Source organism: Ensifer sp. B1-9, from assembly GCF_050474445.1.
In the GTDB taxonomy this organism is placed as follows: Bacteria; Pseudomonadota; Alphaproteobacteria; order Rhizobiales; family Rhizobiaceae; genus Ensifer.
In genome coordinates this window covers 155,940-172,101 of sequence record NZ_JBCHVG010000003.1, presented here as the reverse complement: position 1 = coordinate 172,101, position 16,162 = coordinate 155,940, and the positions used below count along the sequence as shown (strand labels likewise).

The following is a 16,162-nucleotide window of genomic DNA, read 5'->3' as shown; positions in this document are numbered from 1 at the left end:
AGCACATTCGTAAGCTCGGCCAAACACAGCGGCCTTGCGGTCACCGGGTTGGCGTGGGCACCTTTTCAGCTAGACACCCCATACCACGGCCTGTTCATGTCGATGGATCAGGTGCTGAAGCCGGTCAAAGCTGTGGCGGATGTGTTGCGAGAATTTCTCGATGGCCGGGGTATGCGCCGAGGTCGCGCGTCTCAAAAGCCCGAGGGCGCGTTCCGGGTGCGGGACCGAAACCGGAAGTGCCGTGACCGATTTTTCGTTGCGTAGCGCAAAGACGACGCTGTGCGGAAGCACGGTCAAGGCGTCGATACCCTTGAGGTAGTTGACGAGGCTCATCAGCGAGCCGCCCGTGTAGCGTATCTTGATCTCGGTCGCCCCGAAGGAGAGCAGCAGGCTATGAAGATCCGCAAGCAGCGGGCTTCCCGGCGGCGGCGCCACCCAGGGATATTCGAGAAGCTGCGACGGCTGCGGCCGTCTCTTCAGCAGAAGCGGATGCGTCACCCGGCAAGCGACGACGTTTCGACCGGGAAGCACCTTCTGGAACGCCAAGCCCGATCCCTCCTCAAGAATGTCGATCGGGCAGATGGCAAGGTCGATCTGATCGCCCTTCAGGGCAGCGCGCAGATCGGCCATGTAGCCGTAGCTCTGGTCGATCCGGACATCAGGGTTTTGTGCCTGGAAGTCTGCGATCATCGGCGCAATCAAGGCGTCCATGAAAAACGGCGTGCCGCCGACGCGCACGAGGCCGCTTTTGCCGAGGCGAAAGCTCTCGATCGTATCGGACGCCTTGCGTGAGGCCGACAGCATGACCTGACCATGATCAGCGAGCGCGCGCCCGAGCGGCGTCGGTTGCAGCGGCCGGCGCCCTTTGACGAAAAGCGGTTCGCCCAGGCGCTTTTCCAGCATGGCAATGGTGCGCGAGATCGCCGGCTGCGACAGCCCGAGCAGCGCTGCGCCTTCGGTGACGCCGCCCGCTTTCACGACCGCAGCGAGCTGGACAAGATGGCGTTCGTCTATCTTCATAACAATTGATTATATTAACTGAGAGTAAAATCATCAATCGCTCCTAGGCCCCATGCTAGCTTTCATTTCAGCCAAGTGTCTGGAGGAGTGTGATGCGGGGCGCGATGGTTTCGAATCCCAACGAAGCAGCCTTCACCGAGGCTTTCGCACAGCGAATTTCGAAAGCCGACGACGGCTCGCTACCACAGGTGCTGCGCACGGTCGTGAACCACCTCCACGGGCTCATCAGGGAATTGCGGCCCAGCGCCGCCGACTGGCGCAAGATGATCGAGTTTTTGACCGAGGTCGGTCACACGACCGACGAGCGGCGGCAGGAATGGGGATTGCTGTTCGATCTGCTTGGTGCCTCGGCGCTGGTCGATGAGATCAATTCGCGTCGGCCGAAACAGGCGACACCCAACACGGTCCGTGGTCCTTTCTTTCGCGCCGACACGCCACAGCGCGCGTCCGGCAGCAATATCTCGCTCGATGGTGTCGGCGAGCGGCTGGCGGTTTTCGGACAATTGCTCGATCTCGACGGGCACCCGATCGAGAGCGCAGAGGTCATGACCTGGCAGGCGAACGCCGCCGGTTTCTACGAGAACCAGCAGCCGGACCTCCAGCCGGAGTTCAATCTGCGCGGCGTCTTCAAAACGGACCGGCAGGGACGATTCGACTACCTGACGGTGCGCCCGGCCGGCTACGGCGTCCCGGAAGACGGGCCGGTGGGCAAGCTCCTTGGTCAAGCGGGTTGCTCGCTCCGGCGCCCAGCCCATCTACATTTCATCGTCACCGCCCCAGGATTCCAGACGATTACGACGCATATCTACGACGGCAGCGATCCGCATATCGACGAGGACGCGATCTTTGGCGTCAAGCCGGAACTGGTGCACGAATTCAAATGCTTCGACATCGGCGGCAAGTCCGGCTGGCGGCTGGACTTCAAGTTCCTGATGGCGAGGGCAAGGGAAGGATCTGCATCGTGAGGAACAAGTTCACCTATCAGGGCAGCGCAGCGCACATCGTCTTTGGCGAAGGCAAGAGCGACGAAGCAGGAGCCTGGGTCGAAAAGCTTGGGTGCAGGCAGGCGTTGGTGCTTTCAACACCACATCAAAGGGCAGAAGCGGAAGCATTGGCGGAGCGGCTCGGGCCACTTGCCGTCGGTGTCTTTGCCGGGGCTATGATGCATACGCCGGTCGACGTCACGGCAAAAGCGATGGAGGCGGTCAAGCAAAGCGGCGCCGACTGCGTCATCTCGCTTGGCGGGGGCTCCACCACCGGACTCGGCAAGGCGATAGCCTATCGCACCGACCTGCCCCAAGTCGTTATCCCGACGACCTACGCCGGCTCGGAAGTGACGCCGATCCTCGGACAGACGGAAGGCGGCCGAAAGACGACCGTTCGGCACCCTTCGATCCTGCCGGAAGTGGTGATCTACGATCCGGAGCTGACGCTCGGCCTTCCGGTCGGCATGAGCGTGACGAGCGCGCTCAACGCCATGGCCCATGCGGTCGAAGCCCTTTATGCGCAGGATCGTAACCCGATCTCTTCGCTGATGGCAGCCGAAGGCCTGTTAGCCTTCAAGACGAGCTTGCCGAGGATCGTCGAGGCGCCGGGAGATCGCGAGGCGCGAGCCGAGGCGCTTTACGGAGCCTGGCTCTCGGGTACTGTGCTCGGCACCGTCGGCATGGCGCTGCATCACAAGATTTGCCACACGCTCGGCGGCACCTTCGACACGCCGCACGCGGAAACGCACGCAATCATGCTGCCACATACGGCCGGCTACAACGCCGTGGTCGTGCCTGACCTGCTTGACCCGGTGGCCGGGACCTTCGGCGGATCGGTTGGCGGCGGCTTGTGGGATTTCGCAAAGTCGCTCGGCGCGCCGCTCGCCCTGAAAGATCTCGGGCTTTCCGAAGCCGACCTCGATCGCGCAGCCGCGATTGCGACCGAAAACCCCTATTGGAACCCGCGGCCGATCGACCGCCAGTCCATTCGGGCGCTGCTGCAGGATGCCTGGGAGGGCAACCGGCCGACGAACTGACGACACCCTTCGAGAGGAAGGGCATTGGGAGGAGGAACCATGCTGACGAGACGCGATTTTCTGAAGACGACAGCCGCAGGTGGCGCTGTCGCCTTTTCATCGGCACTTTCGATGCCGGCGATCGCCAAGGACACGGCAATCAAGCTTGGCTATGTGAGCCCGCAGACCGGGCCGCTCGCCGCCTTCGGCGAAGCCGACAAATTCGTGATCGACGCCTTCCTGGCGACAACCAAGGCCAAGGGCCAGAACTTCGAGATTGTGGTCAAGGACAGCCAGTCGAACCCCAACCGGGCGGCGGAAGTCGCCAAGCAGTTGATCGTCGATGACGAGGTCAATCTCGTCCTTGTCGCCTCAACGCCGGAGACGACGAACCCGGTCGCAACCACCTGCGAAGCCGAGCAGATACCCTGCATCTCGACGGTTGCGCCATGGCAGCCCTGGTTCATTGGCCAGCAAGGCAATCCCGGCGATCCAGCTTCTTGGAAACCGTTCGACTATGCCTATCACTTCTTCTGGGGTCTCGAGGATGTGATCGCCGTCTTCACCAACATGTGGGCTCAGGTGGAGACGAACCACAAGGTCGGCGGGCTCTTTCCCAACGATGGCGACGGCAATGCCTGGGGCGACGGGACCGTGGGTTTCCCTCCGGTCCTCGAAAAGCTGGGTTACGGGCTCACCGATCCTGGCCGCTACCAGAACATGACCGACGACTTCTCGGCGCAGATCAATGCGTTCAAATCGGGCGGATGCGAGATCGTCACCGGTGTGGTCATCCCCCCTGATTTCACGACCTTCTGGAACCAGGCCAAACAGCAGGGTTTCGTGCCGAAGGTCGCCTCGATCGGCAAGGCCCTGCTCTTTCCGCAGGCAGTCGAAGCGCTGGGCAAGGCCGGGCATAATCTCTCGTCGGAAGTCTGGTGGTCGCCGAGCCATCCTTTCGCCTCATCGCTGACTGGCGAGACATCCGCTCAAGTGGCCGAAGCCTTCACCAAGGCGACCGGCCGGCCCTGGACCCAGCCGATCGGTTTTGCCCACGCCCTCTTCGAACTGGCCGTCGACGCAGTTACGCGGGCCGACGATCCGACCGACGGCGATGCGCTGGCTCAGGCGATTGCCGCCACCAGGCTCGATACGCTCGTCGGTCCCGTCGCCTGGGACGGCAAAGGCTTGCCGCCCTTTGCCGCACGAAACGTGGCCAAGACGCCGCTCGTCGGCGGTCAATGGCGGCTCAAGGACAGCGGCGGTTATGACCTCGTCATCACCGACAACAAGACGGCGCCGAACATTCCCGCCGGCGGGAAAATGGAAGCGATCGTTTGAGCGCCTCTAGGCGTGGGACGGTGACCGAGGAGGGTCAGGCATGTCTCTGTTAGAAGTCGAGCGGGTCTCGAAGCGCTTCGGCGCGCTGACGGTTGCCGACGAGATCAGCCTCTCGGTCGGCGAGGGCGAGGCGCTGGGCATCATCGGGCCGAACGGTGCCGGCAAATCGACGTTGTTCAACCTGATTACCGGCAACATCGCCCCCGACAGCGGCACCGTCCGCTTCGGCGGCGTGGATGTCACCCGAACACCGCCGATGGGCCGCTGTCTGTCGGGCATGGGGCGGACCTTCCAGATCCCCCAGCCCTTCGAAAAACTGACCGTCTTTGAGAACCTGCTCGTCGCCGGCAGTTTCGGCGCGCGGCGGCGCGAGGCGGAGGCCTGTGACCGCTGCGCCGAGATCCTGGTGGACACGGGCCTGTTCGACAAGGCGAATGTTCTGGCCGGCGGCCTTACCCTGCTGCAGCGCAAGCGGCTGGAACTGGCAAGGGCGCTCGCCACCGAGCCCAGGCTGTTGCTGCTGGACGAGATCGCCGGCGGCTTGACGGAAGCCGAATGCCACCAGCTTGTCTCGACCATCAGTGCCATCCAGCAGAAGGGCGTGGCCGTCATCTGGATCGAACATGTGCTGCATGCGCTGACCTCGGTGGTGGAGCGGCTGCTGGTTCTGAACTTCGGCAAGGTGATCGGCATCGGAAAACCCGACGAGCTCATGGCATCGCGTGCGGTCCAGGAGATCTATCTGGGGATCGAGCTATGACGGCGATGCTCGAAACCAGAGGCCTCAAGGCCTTCTACGGCGACTTCCAGGCACTTTTCGGCGTTGATATCGCCGTTGCCAAGGGGGAAACCGTCGCGATCATCGGGGCCAATGGCGCGGGCAAGACCAGCCTGATGCGCGCCATCTCCGGCGTTCTCGCGAGCGAGCCGGGCATGGTCGTCTATCGCGATGAACCGATCGGTGCGCTGGCAGCACCCGACGTTCTTGCCCGCGGCATCGCCATGGTGCCCGAGGGACGCCGGCTGTTCCCGTCGCTGAGCGTCGAGGAAAACCTGCTGATCGGCGCCTATGGCCGCAAGGGAGAGGGACCTTGGACGCTCGAGAGTGTCTATGAGCTCTTCCCGATCCTGCGCGAGCGTCGAAACAACCCAGCGACAGCCCTTTCCGGCGGCCAGCAGCAGATGGTGGCAATCGGCCGGGCGCTGATGTCCAACCCGGACGTGCTGCTCTGCGACGAGATCAGTCTCGGCTTGGCGCCAGTCGTCGTTCGCGACATCTATGCCGCTTTCCCGCGCATCCGCGAAACCGGTGCTTCGATCGTCATCGTCGAGCAGGACATCGCCCAGGCGCTGAAGGTCGCAACCCAGGTCTATTGCCTGATGGAAGGGCGGGTGACGTTGTCCGGGAGTCCGCAGGCTCTGACCCGCGAGCAGATCCATCAGGCCTATTTCGGAGCGCCGCGCCATGAGCTTCATTGACACGATCGTGCAGGGCGTTCTGCTTGGCGGGCTCTACGCTCTGTTTGCCGCCGGCCTCAGCCTGGTTTTCGGCATCATGCGGCTCGTCAATCTCGCCCATGGCGACCTGATCGTGCTTGCCGCCTTCCTGATCCTTCTGCTGACCTCGGCGCTCGGCCTCAATCCATTTTTCGCGGCACTCATTGCCGCGCCGCTGATGTTCGTTGTCGGTTGGGCACTGCAGTATCTTGTGCTCAATCGCACCCTCGGCAAGGACGTCTTGCCACCGCTGCTCGTGACTTTCGGTATCTCCATCGTCCTCCAGAATGGCCTGCTCGAAGCGTTTTCCGCCGATAGCCGTCGTGTCTCCGTCGGTGCGCTGGAGAGTGCGTCGACCGGTCTCGGCCCGCTCAACATCGGCCTGATGCCGTTGATGACTTTTCTCTCGGCGCTCGCCGTCATCTTCGCGCTGAACCAGTTGATCTATCGGACGGCGCTGGGACGCGCCTTCCGGGCAACCTCCGACGATATCGTGACAGCTGGGCTGATGGGCATTCGCCCGCAACGCATCTTCGCGGCCGCGACCGGGCTTGCCATGGTCGTGGTGACGATCGCCGCGCTTTATCTTGGCACGCGCGCCAATTTCGATCCGACGTCGGGTCCGTCGCGGCTGATCTACGCCTTCGAAGCGGTGATTATCGGCGGCCTCGGCTCGCTCTGGGGAACACTTGCCGGCGGAGTCATCCTCGGCGTTGCACAGACGCTTGGGGCGGCCGTCAATCCGGAATGGCAGATCCTTGCCGGGCACCTCGCCTTCCTCGCCGTTCTCGTCATCAAGCCGCGCGGGCTATTTCCCCGCGCCGTCGATTGAGGTCAAGCCGATGTCCATAGCCATTCCGTCCTTCAAGGTCGAAACGCGCAGCGGAACCTCATTGCTTGCAGCCTTGGCGGCATTCGCCGGCCTCGCGCTCGCGATTGCAGCTCCCCTCATCGTCTCCCGCGGCGTCGTGCAGGATCTCTTCTTTATTCTGACCATGCTTGTCCTCGCGCAGAACTGGAACCTGCTTGCCGGCTATGCCGGGCTGATCTCCGTCGGCCAGCAGGTTTTCGTCGGTTTCGGCGCCTATGCGATGTTCGGTGCGGTCATTCTCGCGGGCCTCGATCCGATCGCCGCCATCCTGATTGCCGGCGCTCTTTCAGCACTTCTCGCCGTCCCGACGGCCTTTTTTACCTTCCGCCTGCAGGGTCCCTATCTCGCCATCGGTACCTGGGTGGTGGCCGAGGTGGTGCGGCTGCTGCTTGCCCAATGGAAGGCGCTCGGAGGCGGCACCGGCACGTCGCTACCGCGCGATGCCACGCACGATATGGCCGGCGTTGACGTCATCGGCGACCTCTTCGGCATGAAGGCGGCCGCGGCCAGCGACGCCCTCACCTATTGGATCGCACTCCTGTTGGCGCTCGCGACCATCGGCTTCATCTACCGCCTGCTGCGCAGCAAGCAGGGGCTCGGGCTCGCAGCCGTGCGCGACAACGAGCAGGCTGCCCGGGCCGTCGGCGTCGACGCCCGGCGCATGAAGGCGCTGGTCTATATTGCGACGGCATTCGTCACCGGTGTGGCCGGTGCACTGATCTATGTGCAGAAGGCGCGCATCTCACCCGACGCGGCCTTTTCCGTCACCGACTGGACGGCCTATGTCATCTTCATCGTCGTGATCGGCGGGATCGGCACCATCGAAGGGCCGATCGTCGGCGTCGTTCTCTTCTTCCTGCTGCAGAAGCTCTTCGCGGATTATGGCTCCTGGTACCTGCTGGTCCTTGGTCTCATCGGCATTCTCATCATGCTCTTTTCGCCGCGCGGTCTCTGGGGCCTGTTCTCCGATCGCACCGGCATCCAGCTCTTTCCGGTCCGCCGCACGTTGATCGGCGGACCATCTGCACACACGCCTAAGGGAGGACCAAATGGCTGACATCACAACCGACGTACTCATCATCGGCACGGGGCCGGCCGGGTCTGCCACCGCCGCGTTGCTTTCGAGCTACGGCATCGAAAACATCGTGATCAACCGCTACCGCTGGCTGGCGAACACGCCACGCGCCCACATCACCAACCAGCGCACGATGGAGGTGCTGCGCGATCTCGGCCGAGACGTGGAGGACGAAGCCTATATGTTCGCGGCCGAACAGGACCTGATGGGCGAGAACGTCTTCTGCACCTCGCTTGCCGGCGAAGAGATCGGCCGCATGAAAAGCTGGGGCAAACATCCGGTCTCACGCGCCGAACATCAGCTTTCCTCGCCGAGCCAGATGAACGACCTGCCGCAGACTTTCATGGAGCCGCTGCTGTTCAAGACGGCTTGTGCACGCGGTACCCAGGCGCGGATGTCGACGGAGTATCTCAGCCATGTGCAGGATGACGACGGGGTTACCACGACCTGTCTCGACCGATTGACCGGCAAGGAATTCACCGTTCGCTCGAAATATCTGATCGGCGCGGATGGCGGCAATTCGAAGGTCGCGGAGCATGCCGGGCTCAGCTTCGAGGGCCGGATGGGTGTTGCCGGATCGATGAACATCCTCTTCGAGGCGGACCTGTCGCGCTATGTCGCGCATCGCCCTTCAGTGCTCTACTGGGTGCTGCAACCGGGGGCCGACGTCGGCGGTATCGGCATGGGCCTCGTGCGCATGGTCCGCCCCTGGAACGAGTGGCTGATCGTCTGGGGATACGACATCAACCAGCCGGCACCGGCCGTAGACGAAGCCCACGCGAAGAAGGTGGTGCGCGACCTGGTCGGCGTGCAGGATCTCGATGTCACGATCAAGCAGGTCTCAACCTGGACGGTCAACAATATGTACGCGACGACGATGTCGAACGGACGCGTCTTCTGCATGGGAGATGCCACGCACCGCCATCCGCCATCGAACGGGCTCGGCTCGAACACCTCGATCCAGGATGCCTTCAACCTTGCCTGGAAACTCGCCTTCGTGCTGAAGGGCCAGGCTGGCGAAACGCTGCTCGATACCTACACCGCGGAGCGGGCGCCGGTCGCCAAGCAGATCGTCACGCGCGCCAACAAGTCGATTGAAGAGTTCGGCCCGATCTTCAAGGCACTCGGCCTGCTCGATTCCATCGATCCCGTGAAGATGCAGCAGAACATGGACGGGCGCTGCCGCGATACGCCAGCGGCGGAAGAACAGCGCGCCGGCATCCGCAAGGCAATCGCCGCCAAGGTCTACGAGTTCGACGCCCACGGCGTCGAGATGAACCAGCGCTATCGTTCGGATGCGATCGTTACCGATGGTCAGCCCGAGCCTGCCTTTACCAAGGACCCGGAACTACATTTCCAGCAGACCACCTGGCCGGGGGCCCGACTGCCGCATGCCTGGGTCTTCTCGAATGACGGCAAGAAAGCCTCGACGCTCGATCTCACCGGCCACGGGCGGTTCACCGTGCTCACCGGGATCGGCGGACAGGGCTGGATCGAAGCGGCGAAGATCGTCAGCCACGAGCTTGGTGTCGATATTGCGGCCCACGCCATCGGCGCGCGGCAGCATTGGGATGATTTCACCGGCGACTGGGCCGCACTCAGCGAAGTGCGCGACAGCGGCATCGTTCTCGTGCGTCCTGACCATCATGTCTGCTGGCGCTCGAAAGTGCTGCCGGCAGATCCCGTCGCAGACCTTCGCCGGGTCATGACATCAATCCTTGGGAGGTGATCCATGGAAGCGCATGAGAAAGGCTTCTTCACCGAAGAAAACTCGATCGAGGTCGTCACCGGCCGCAACAAGAACGCCAAGGACGAGCGGCTGAAGCAGATCATGGAAGTGGTCACGCGCAAGCTGCACGAGGCGGTGCGGGAAATCGAGCCGACGCAGGACGAGTGGATGGAGGCGATCCTCTTCCTCACGCGCACGGGGCAGATGTGCAACGAATGGCGGCAGGAGTTCATCCTGCTGTCCGACACGCTCGGCGTCTCGATGCTTGTCGATGCCATCAACAACCGCAAACCGTCGGGTGCCTCGGAAAGCACCGTGCTCGGTCCGTTTCACGTGCAGGATGCGCCGGAGCTCGAGATGGGAGCCAACATCTGCCTCGACCAGAAGGGCGAGGAGATGGTCGTCGGCGGACGCATCCTCGACACCGAGGGCAGGCCAATTGCCAATGCGGTGATCGACGTCTGGCAGGCCAATGACGAAGGCTTCTATGACGTGCAGCAGAAGGGCATCCAGCCGGAATTCAATTTGCGCGGCGTCTTTCGCACGGGGTCAAACGGCGAATATTGGTTCCGAGCGGTAAAGCCGAAATACTACCCGATCCCGAATGACGGTCCGGTCGGCCGGATGCTGGAGCATCTGGGCCGCCACCCCAACCGCCCGGCCCATCTCCACTACATCATCAAGGCCGACGGGTACGAGACGCTTATTACCCACATCTTCGATCCAGATGATCCGTATATCCATTCGGATGCGGTCTTCGGTGTGAAGCAGAGCCTGCTCGCGACTTTCCGGCACGTCGAGGACCCGGCTCGCGCCAAGGAATACGGATTCTCCGATCGCTTCTGGGAAGTGAACCACGACTTCGTGCTGGCGCGGTCAAAGGGTGGCACTCGCTGACCCGATCCGGAGACCATTTCCGCGCTGAGGTGATGCGGAAAAGTATCTTCGCTGAGGCCGCGAGCCCATCCGCGGCACAACGACGCCCAACACTACTGCATGTTCCTTTAATCGTACCCGATTAAAGGACAAAAACATGCAGCAATTCAAATACTACAGCGACCTTTGCGCGTCTGAAAAGACGCGCGGCGCTGTGGTGGCGCGAAGTGCCCTGGACGAAGAAGCGGGTCGTCTTCGGATGCGCCGACGCGAGGGTGAGGTTCCGCAATGGCGGAAGAGAGTGGGAGTCGAACCCACCAGGGACCGTCTGTCAGCCCCTCCCGGATTTGAAGTCCGGACATGCCACCGGGCATGAAGCTCTTCCAAGCTAAGCTTGGGGCTCGGCTCCGGCCAATCCAGAGCAACCCTCGAATTCAGCTTACCGCGGGCCGGCCGCGCTCACCTCGTGAACATACGGTCTATGCCGCTATCGCGCGGTTGATCTCGTGCTTAGCCGCCCTTGCGAGGAAGCCGGAACGGGTGAGCCCCTGTGACTCGGCATATTCATCAATTTGCCGAAGCACATCTTCCGGAAGTGTGACATTCACACGAACAGCCTTTTTGGCCTCTGTCTTGAGCGCAACCAAAATCGCGACACCATCCTTATTCTCAGGGGCAGCCATAACATCCTCAAGAGTGGATGGCTCCGGAATTGCTTCTCCATCTTCTACAAGGCCTTCGATGTGCAGCGCCAAGGCTTCCTCTGCCATGGCTCGCGCGTCATCGAGATCGGTACCGGCAGTTACGACGCCAGGAAAATCGGGAAAGAAAACACCGTAGTCGCTTTCGGCGTCCTTGTGGATCAATCCGATATAATTGCGCATGGTCTTACCTCAGTTTCAGGCCGGATTGTTTTTCTATGCTCTTGAGGGTGCCGATCGGCAAATCCCTCTTTGGGTGAGGAACGGTGACCCGGCCAAGCTTCTCGGGATGTTTGAACTGAACGTGGCTGCCTTTTCTAGCGACCTCGTACCAGCCATCTTCCTGCAGTACCGCAATGATGTCGCCGCTCTTCATGTGCATATATATACACACTCGTGTGTATTACTCAACAAATTTGTCAATCCGCGCGTGACAAAGCCTCGCTGCAGCGAGGAATGTTTTGGCAAGCTATTTCCGGTGCTCAATATCTGCGAAACGGTTGATCGGCGAAAATAGGCTCCCTACACGGCGACTTCAGAGAAGGTGGCGTGATTAAGACTAGCCCTTCGATAGCCGGACACCTGCCCCGCCGTCGACCATCTCGCCTCCAGCTTGGAAGATAACGCCGACAGCCTCCATCGCCTCGCGCAAATCGTTGACGGTCCGATCGTAAGGCGTCCGCTTACCTGCCTAAAAACTGGCGATCCAGTAACACAAATTAACATCGGGCCAACGATAACACTGGAGTTTCCAGCACTTTGAAGGATGGGTCAGGACGAGGAAGGACGATGGCGATCCAATTTGAAGTCCGGACGCCCCACCGGGGACGCATCTCCTCCTCGCGCGTCTGATAAGACGCGCGGCGCTGTAGGAACAGCATTCGGCAATTTGCCGAAGAAATCCAGACGGCTTCGGTTGAGGCGGCGGAGGTCCCCGCGTCTGAAGGTGACGCTGTGACGATCGAAGAAGTCAAGGATCTGGATAGCAACCTTGCGGCCGTTTTCGAGGCGATCGCGAAATTGCATCGCAGTGAACCAGCCCTGGTCGGCGGCCGCACCGATCTCTGCCGTGACAGCGATCATCTCGGCAACCACCTGGCGCAGAAAGAAATGATCATGCGCCACTTCGTGCACGCGGCCCATGCGGCTGCCGAGTTTCAGGAGACGACGCGCCTGCACCTCCGGGATCGCCAGCAATACGGCAATATCGCGCACGCGTGGCGGGCGGAACCGTTCGGATCCGCCGAGCAGGGGCTCGATCTGACGCCAGAGCCGCTCGTCGGCCAGGCTCATGGTCACCTGATGTTCGACAAGCCGTACCCAGGCGCCATCCACCACAATCTCTCCTGGCGTGACGAGCGCCTGCAGGGCCGCACGAAACGCAGGGACCGGAAGACGCAGTGGAAGCGCTGTCCGCAGCCGCTCTACACCCATGCCCAGCAAATCCGGATTTTCCGCATGGAAGACCGCGAGCCGGGCGAGGATGTCGCTTCGGAGTTTCTCCCAGCTCTGCAAGGACATGACGAGCCTGACGGCCTCCGATGGCAGTTCAATCGCGCCTAAGGATCGCGCCAGAGCTTGCGCTTCTGCGGCAGCAATCGCCCGATCGCGGCCGAAGGCGCCGATGTCGATGAAAAAGGGTGGAATGGCGAGCAACGCCTCGATCGTCTGTCGTACTTCGCTCAAGCAGAGGGCATCGAGTTGCGCCATCCGTTCCGGCGTGCGGCGCTTCCTTGCGGGGGCCCGCAAATCCAGAAACCGACCGCCGCCGACCGTGCGCCGGGCTGACGTATCGCGAACAACATAGCGGTCGCCGGCGGCCGCCGCGATCGGCCGGTCCAACACGAGTTGGACGCGCGCGCGCGTTCCTGGTGACACGGCCTGTTCGGCCAAGAGGACGATGCGGGCTCCGACTTCCACGGAGGCGTGATGAAGCCGCACCGGAAACCAATGCCCGATCGGCTTCGGTTCGGAGTCAAGCACGCGCAAAGTTGCGTCGATGCGGTCGGTCGGCGCATGTAGGCCGGGGTCGCAGACCACGTCGCCGCGGCCGACTGCCGCCTTCGTGATGGCGGGACCAACAAGGTTGAGCGCGCAGCGATCACCAGCGCAACCGGTTTCGCTTTGTCTGTTCTGTGCGTGGATTGAGCGCACTCGCGCCTTGAGGCCCGAAGGGCTGACGACGACATGATCTTCGATCGACACCTGACCCGAAAGAACGGTTCCGGTGACGACCGTCCCTACGCCCTGGATGGTAAAGGAGCGATCAATGGCCATGCGGAAGGATCCGCCTGCCTGCCGCCGCGCGAAACGGCGCGCCGCGGCGAGGATTTCGTCGCGAACCGTCGCCACACCTTTGCCCGATATCGACGAAACCGGGATCATGGGCGCATCGACAAGCGCCGTTCCCCTGAGGTGGTTGCGCATCGCCTGCTCGACAGCCGCAACGCGAGCGTCCGTCACGAGATCAGCCTTGGCGATGGCGACGACGCCGTGCTTGATGCCAAGCAGATCGACGATAGCGAGATGCTCGCGCGTCTGCGGCATGACGCCGTCGTCGGCCGCGACCACGAGCAGCACGAAATCGATGCCGCCGGCACCGGCAAGCATGGTGTGGATGAATTTCTCGTGGCCGGGCACGTCGACGAAGCCGATCGTCTCCACACCCTCGACCGGCATGTAGGCAAAACCGAGCTCGATCGATATGCCGCGGTCCTTCTCCTCCTTCAGCCGATCCGTGTCGATACCGGTCAGCGCCCGCACGAGCGACGTCTTGCCATGATCGATGTGGCCGGCCGTGCCTACGATCACCTTTGATCCCTCTCATTCGTGGCTTGAGGCGGCACTACCGCTTCCGAGAGCGGCAGCGAGGCTCGGCGCTCGGCCTCCTGCAATTCCTCGGCATTGAGCGCTGCGCGCACGACGTCGAAGAACGGCGCCGCCAGCGCACTGCCTCCGTCGCGCGCCCTTATCAACCAGGCAAAGGCCTCGATAGGGTCGTGGACTGTGCCGCTTCCAAGATGATAGGCCGCGCCAAGCATCGCCTGCCCGTCGGCATCGCCAGCGCACGCGCCGCGCCGCCACCAGTAGGTCGCCTCGACCGGATCGCGCGCCACCCCGATGGCATTGTGATAGAGCATGCCGAGCCGCGTCATTGACGCCGCGGAACCGTTCTGCGCGGCAGCCAGCGCCCAGCGACGGGCTTCGGCAATATCGGGCTCGATGAGATCCCCTTCGAGCGCCATCCAGCTCAGCATGTCCTGCGCTTCCGCGTCATTCTGTTCGGCAGCCTGGCGGTACAGGCTTGCTGCGCGCTCGTAGTCCGGCGTGGTCCCCTCGCCCTTGAAGAGCAGCGACGCGAGGTTGCGCTGACCGACAGGATCGCCGGCCTCGGCAGCAAGACTGAGCCAGCGATACGCAAGGCCAGCATCCCGGGCGACTCCCAAGCCGCCGGCAAAGCATGCGCCGATATTGTTCTGGGCCCGGGCATTCCCCGCCTGTGCAAGAGGTCCCCACAGGGCGAGAGCGGTTTCGTAGTCACCGTTGCGCGCTGCGGCAAGCGCCGTTGCCATGAGTGGTTCCGAGTACTCATCACCCTTGGGCGGCCTTCCAAAGAGACGGTTGAGAAGGTTCACGATGAAGCTCCCTCTTCTGCCAACGGCTCGAGACGCGCGAGATTGGCGATGAAGCCCTGCTCGTCCTCGAGGCAGCGCAAGTCCAGGATGAGCGACCCGCGTTCGATGCGGCCGATGACCGGCATCGGCAGGCGCCTCAGGGCCGCGGCCAGTTCGGCAAGCATGCGGCCGCTGCCGGACGATGACGCAAGCGCCAGGCCCGCGCTCGGCACGGTGACGAGCGGCAAGGCTCCGGAACCGATCTGGCTGCCGCAATCGATGACTGCGACTTTGAATGCGCCCTTTACCGCCCGCTCCACCGGGGAGGATAACCGCTCGGCCTGCTGGCGGACTTCAGCCTGCGGACGCGCGAGCAGGCGCATGGTCGGAAGGCGCTCGCTCAAGCGGTCCGGGTCGCGATAGAGCCGGAGCGTCGCCACCAGTGCCGCCAAGCGGATCTTGTCTAGGCGCAGCGCCCGCTTCATCGGATTCCTGTTGATCCTTTCGAGGAGGTCGACGCGCCCGACGATGACACCGGCCTGCGGTCCGCCGAGCAGCTTGTCGCCGGAAAAAGTGACGATATCGGCGCCGTCGGCGACCGCTTCGGCGACGGTCGGCTCATGCGCGAGCCCGAAGCGGTCGAGATCGGCCAGCGTGCCGGAGCCGAGATCGTTGATCAGCGGCAGCCCGTGCTCGCGGGCGATTGTCGCCAGCTCGCGCGCCCCGACCTCCTTGGTGAAGCCCTCGATGCGGTAATTGGAGGTGTGGACCTTCAATATCAGGCCCGTTTCGGGACCGATGGCATCCCTGTAGTCCCGGGCATGGGTACGGTTGGTGGTGCCGACCTCCACGAGGCGGACCCCGGAGCACCGCATGATGTCCGGCATGCGAAACGCCCCACCGATTTCGATAAGCTCTCCGCGCGAGACGATCGCTTCCCGGCCGGCGGCCAGACTGTTCAGCGTCAGCAGCACGGCGGCGGCATTGTTGTTGACGACCGTCGCATCCGCCGCACCGGTCAACTCGCAGATGATCGCGCGCAGGTGGTCGTCCCTCTCGCCGCGTGTACCGCTCTCCAGGTCGAATTCGAGCGCGACAGCTTCGCGCATCGCCGCCATCGCGGCATCGATCGCCGCTTCCGCGAGTAAAGCGCGGCCGAGATTTGTGTGGAGCACTGTTCCTGTCAGGTTGAACAGCGGGCGCAGCGTCGATCGATCATTTGCCTCGAGCGCCGCAACGGCAGCCGTGGCAATGGCGTCCGGAGAGGGAACCTCTTCGCCTTTACGCACGTCCTCCCGGGTCATGACCAGGACATTCCGCAAGGCTTCGGTCACAGCTCGCCGCCCGAAACATTCGATCGCTTCGACAAGGGGCGCCGATCTCAGAAGCTCGTCCACCGAGGGGATGTCACGCAACCTGGCATTGGCGTCCATTCC

At 62.8% G+C, this 16,162-nt stretch carries 15 protein-coding genes and 1 tRNA gene; 9 read left to right on the top strand and 7 right to left on the bottom strand.

Annotated elements, in window-relative coordinates; genetic code table 11:
• Positions 1 to 69 precede the first annotated feature (69 nt).
• Positions 70 to 1,020, bottom strand: a complete 951-nt coding sequence (locus ACQ5BM_RS06575) for a LysR family transcriptional regulator (protein ID WP_429809375.1) — start codon at positions 1,018 to 1,020, stop codon at positions 70 to 72.
• 89 nt (positions 1,021 to 1,109) lie between these two features.
• Between ACQ5BM_RS06575 and ACQ5BM_RS06570 the strand changes: the two genes are divergently transcribed.
• From ACQ5BM_RS06570 to ACQ5BM_RS06530, 9 genes are read left to right on the top strand one after another with little or no spacing between them, the layout of a single operon-like run.
• Positions 1,110 to 1,985, top strand: coding sequence for a dioxygenase (locus tag ACQ5BM_RS06570; protein ID WP_429809372.1), 876 nt, complete (start codon positions 1,110 to 1,112; stop codon positions 1,983 to 1,985).
• Positions 1,982 to 3,043, top strand: a complete 1,062-nt coding sequence (locus ACQ5BM_RS06565) for a maleylacetate reductase (protein ID WP_429809369.1) — start codon at positions 1,982 to 1,984, stop codon at positions 3,041 to 3,043. Before ACQ5BM_RS06570 ends, ACQ5BM_RS06565 begins: the two co-directional genes overlap by 4 nt.
• Positions 3,044 to 3,082: 39 nt before the next feature.
• The gene (locus ACQ5BM_RS06560) at positions 3,083 to 4,363 is read left to right on the top strand and encodes an ABC transporter substrate-binding protein (protein ID WP_429809366.1); all 1,281 of its coding nucleotides are present in this window, start codon (positions 3,083 to 3,085) and stop codon (positions 4,361 to 4,363) included.
• Positions 4,364 to 4,403: 40 nt separating this feature from the next.
• Positions 4,404 to 5,123 carry an ABC transporter ATP-binding protein gene (locus tag ACQ5BM_RS06555; RefSeq protein ID WP_429809363.1) on the top strand — a complete coding sequence of 240 codons (720 nt, stop codon included), beginning with the start codon at positions 4,404 to 4,406 and terminating at the stop codon, positions 5,121 to 5,123.
• Complete coding sequence (locus tag ACQ5BM_RS06550; protein WP_429809360.1) at positions 5,120 to 5,842, top strand: ABC transporter ATP-binding protein; 723 nt, start codon at positions 5,120 to 5,122, stop codon at positions 5,840 to 5,842. Before ACQ5BM_RS06555 ends, ACQ5BM_RS06550 begins: the two co-directional genes overlap by 4 nt.
• Positions 5,829 to 6,692: a branched-chain amino acid ABC transporter permease gene (locus ACQ5BM_RS06545; RefSeq protein ID WP_429809357.1), complete on the top strand. Its 864-nt coding sequence runs from the start codon at positions 5,829 to 5,831 to the stop codon at positions 6,690 to 6,692. Before ACQ5BM_RS06550 ends, ACQ5BM_RS06545 begins: the two co-directional genes overlap by 14 nt.
• Positions 6,693 to 6,702: 10 nt before the next feature.
• Positions 6,703 to 7,788, top strand: a complete 1,086-nt coding sequence (locus ACQ5BM_RS06540; protein ID WP_429809355.1) for a branched-chain amino acid ABC transporter permease — start codon at positions 6,703 to 6,705, stop codon at positions 7,786 to 7,788.
• A complete protein-coding gene (locus tag ACQ5BM_RS06535; RefSeq protein ID WP_429809352.1) occupies positions 7,781 to 9,535 on the top strand; it encodes an FAD-dependent oxidoreductase in 1,755 nt (584 codons plus the stop codon). Before ACQ5BM_RS06540 ends, ACQ5BM_RS06535 begins: the two co-directional genes overlap by 8 nt.
• A 3-nt stretch (positions 9,536 to 9,538) precedes the next feature.
• Positions 9,539 to 10,432 (top strand): intradiol ring-cleavage dioxygenase, encoded by an 894-nt coding sequence (locus ACQ5BM_RS06530; protein WP_429809349.1) that lies wholly within the window; start codon positions 9,539 to 9,541, stop codon positions 10,430 to 10,432.
• A gap of 268 nt (positions 10,433 to 10,700) precedes the next feature.
• Here the strand turns inward: ACQ5BM_RS06530 and ACQ5BM_RS06525 are convergent.
• The 6 genes from ACQ5BM_RS06525 to selA all read right to left on the bottom strand — a co-directional run bounded on the left by ACQ5BM_RS06525 (position 10,701) and on the right by selA (position 16,159).
• Positions 10,701 to 10,796, bottom strand: a tRNA-Sec gene (locus ACQ5BM_RS06525).
• A gap of 94 nt (positions 10,797 to 10,890) precedes the next feature.
• On the bottom strand, positions 10,891 to 11,295 hold the full coding sequence (locus tag ACQ5BM_RS06520; protein WP_429809346.1) for a type II toxin-antitoxin system HicB family antitoxin: 405 nt from the start codon (positions 11,293 to 11,295) through the stop codon (positions 10,891 to 10,893).
• A 4-nt stretch (positions 11,296 to 11,299) separates the two neighbouring features.
• The gene (locus ACQ5BM_RS06515) at positions 11,300 to 11,488 is read right to left on the bottom strand and encodes a type II toxin-antitoxin system HicA family toxin (RefSeq protein ID WP_429809834.1); all 189 of its coding nucleotides are present in this window, start codon (positions 11,486 to 11,488) and stop codon (positions 11,300 to 11,302) included.
• A gap of 395 nt (positions 11,489 to 11,883) precedes the next feature.
• Positions 11,884 to 13,923: a selenocysteine-specific translation elongation factor gene (gene selB / locus ACQ5BM_RS06510; protein ID WP_429809343.1), complete on the bottom strand. Its 2,040-nt coding sequence runs from the start codon at positions 13,921 to 13,923 to the stop codon at positions 11,884 to 11,886.
• A complete protein-coding gene (locus ACQ5BM_RS06505; RefSeq protein ID WP_429809832.1) occupies positions 13,920 to 14,684 on the bottom strand; it encodes a tetratricopeptide repeat protein in 765 nt (254 codons plus the stop codon). Before ACQ5BM_RS06505 ends, selB begins: the two co-directional genes overlap by 4 nt.
• Before the next feature lie 59 nt (positions 14,685 to 14,743).
• Positions 14,744 to 16,159 carry an L-seryl-tRNA(Sec) selenium transferase gene (gene selA, locus ACQ5BM_RS06500; protein WP_429809340.1) on the bottom strand — a complete coding sequence of 472 codons (1,416 nt, stop codon included), beginning with the start codon at positions 16,157 to 16,159 and terminating at the stop codon, positions 14,744 to 14,746.
• Between the last annotated feature and the right edge of the window lie 3 nt (positions 16,160 to 16,162).

What these genes read in the sequence shown, in the direction of transcription:
- ACQ5BM_RS06545 (WP_429809357.1), top strand. Translation starts at nt 5,829, where the DNA reads ATGAGCTTCATTGACACGATCGTGCAGGGCGTTCTGCTTGGCGGGCTC.
- ACQ5BM_RS06550 (WP_429809360.1), top strand. Translation starts at nt 5,120, where the DNA reads ATGACGGCGATGCTCGAAACCAGAGGCCTCAAGGCCTTCTACGGCGAC.
- ACQ5BM_RS06515 (WP_429809834.1), bottom strand. Translation starts at nt 11,488, where the DNA reads ATGAAGAGCGGCGACATCATTGCGGTACTGCAGGAAGATGGCTGGTAC.
- ACQ5BM_RS06560 (WP_429809366.1), top strand. Translation starts at nt 3,083, where the DNA reads ATGCTGACGAGACGCGATTTTCTGAAGACGACAGCCGCAGGTGGCGCT.
- ACQ5BM_RS06555 (WP_429809363.1), top strand. Translation starts at nt 4,404, where the DNA reads ATGTCTCTGTTAGAAGTCGAGCGGGTCTCGAAGCGCTTCGGCGCGCTG.
- ACQ5BM_RS06505 (WP_429809832.1), bottom strand. Translation starts at nt 14,684, where the DNA reads ATGGCAACGGCGCTTGCCGCAGCGCGCAACGGTGACTACGAAACCGCT.
- ACQ5BM_RS06535 (WP_429809352.1), top strand. Translation starts at nt 7,781, where the DNA reads ATGGCTGACATCACAACCGACGTACTCATCATCGGCACGGGGCCGGCC.
- ACQ5BM_RS06540 (WP_429809355.1), top strand. Translation starts at nt 6,703, where the DNA reads ATGTCCATAGCCATTCCGTCCTTCAAGGTCGAAACGCGCAGCGGAACC.
- selA (WP_429809340.1), bottom strand. Translation starts at nt 16,159, where the DNA reads ATGGACGCCAATGCCAGGTTGCGTGACATCCCCTCGGTGGACGAGCTT.
- ACQ5BM_RS06520 (WP_429809346.1), bottom strand. Translation starts at nt 11,295, where the DNA reads ATGCGCAATTATATCGGATTGATCCACAAGGACGCCGAAAGCGACTAC.
- ACQ5BM_RS06575 (WP_429809375.1), bottom strand. Translation starts at nt 1,020, where the DNA reads ATGAAGATAGACGAACGCCATCTTGTCCAGCTCGCTGCGGTCGTGAAA.
- ACQ5BM_RS06530 (WP_429809349.1), top strand. Translation starts at nt 9,539, where the DNA reads ATGGAAGCGCATGAGAAAGGCTTCTTCACCGAAGAAAACTCGATCGAG.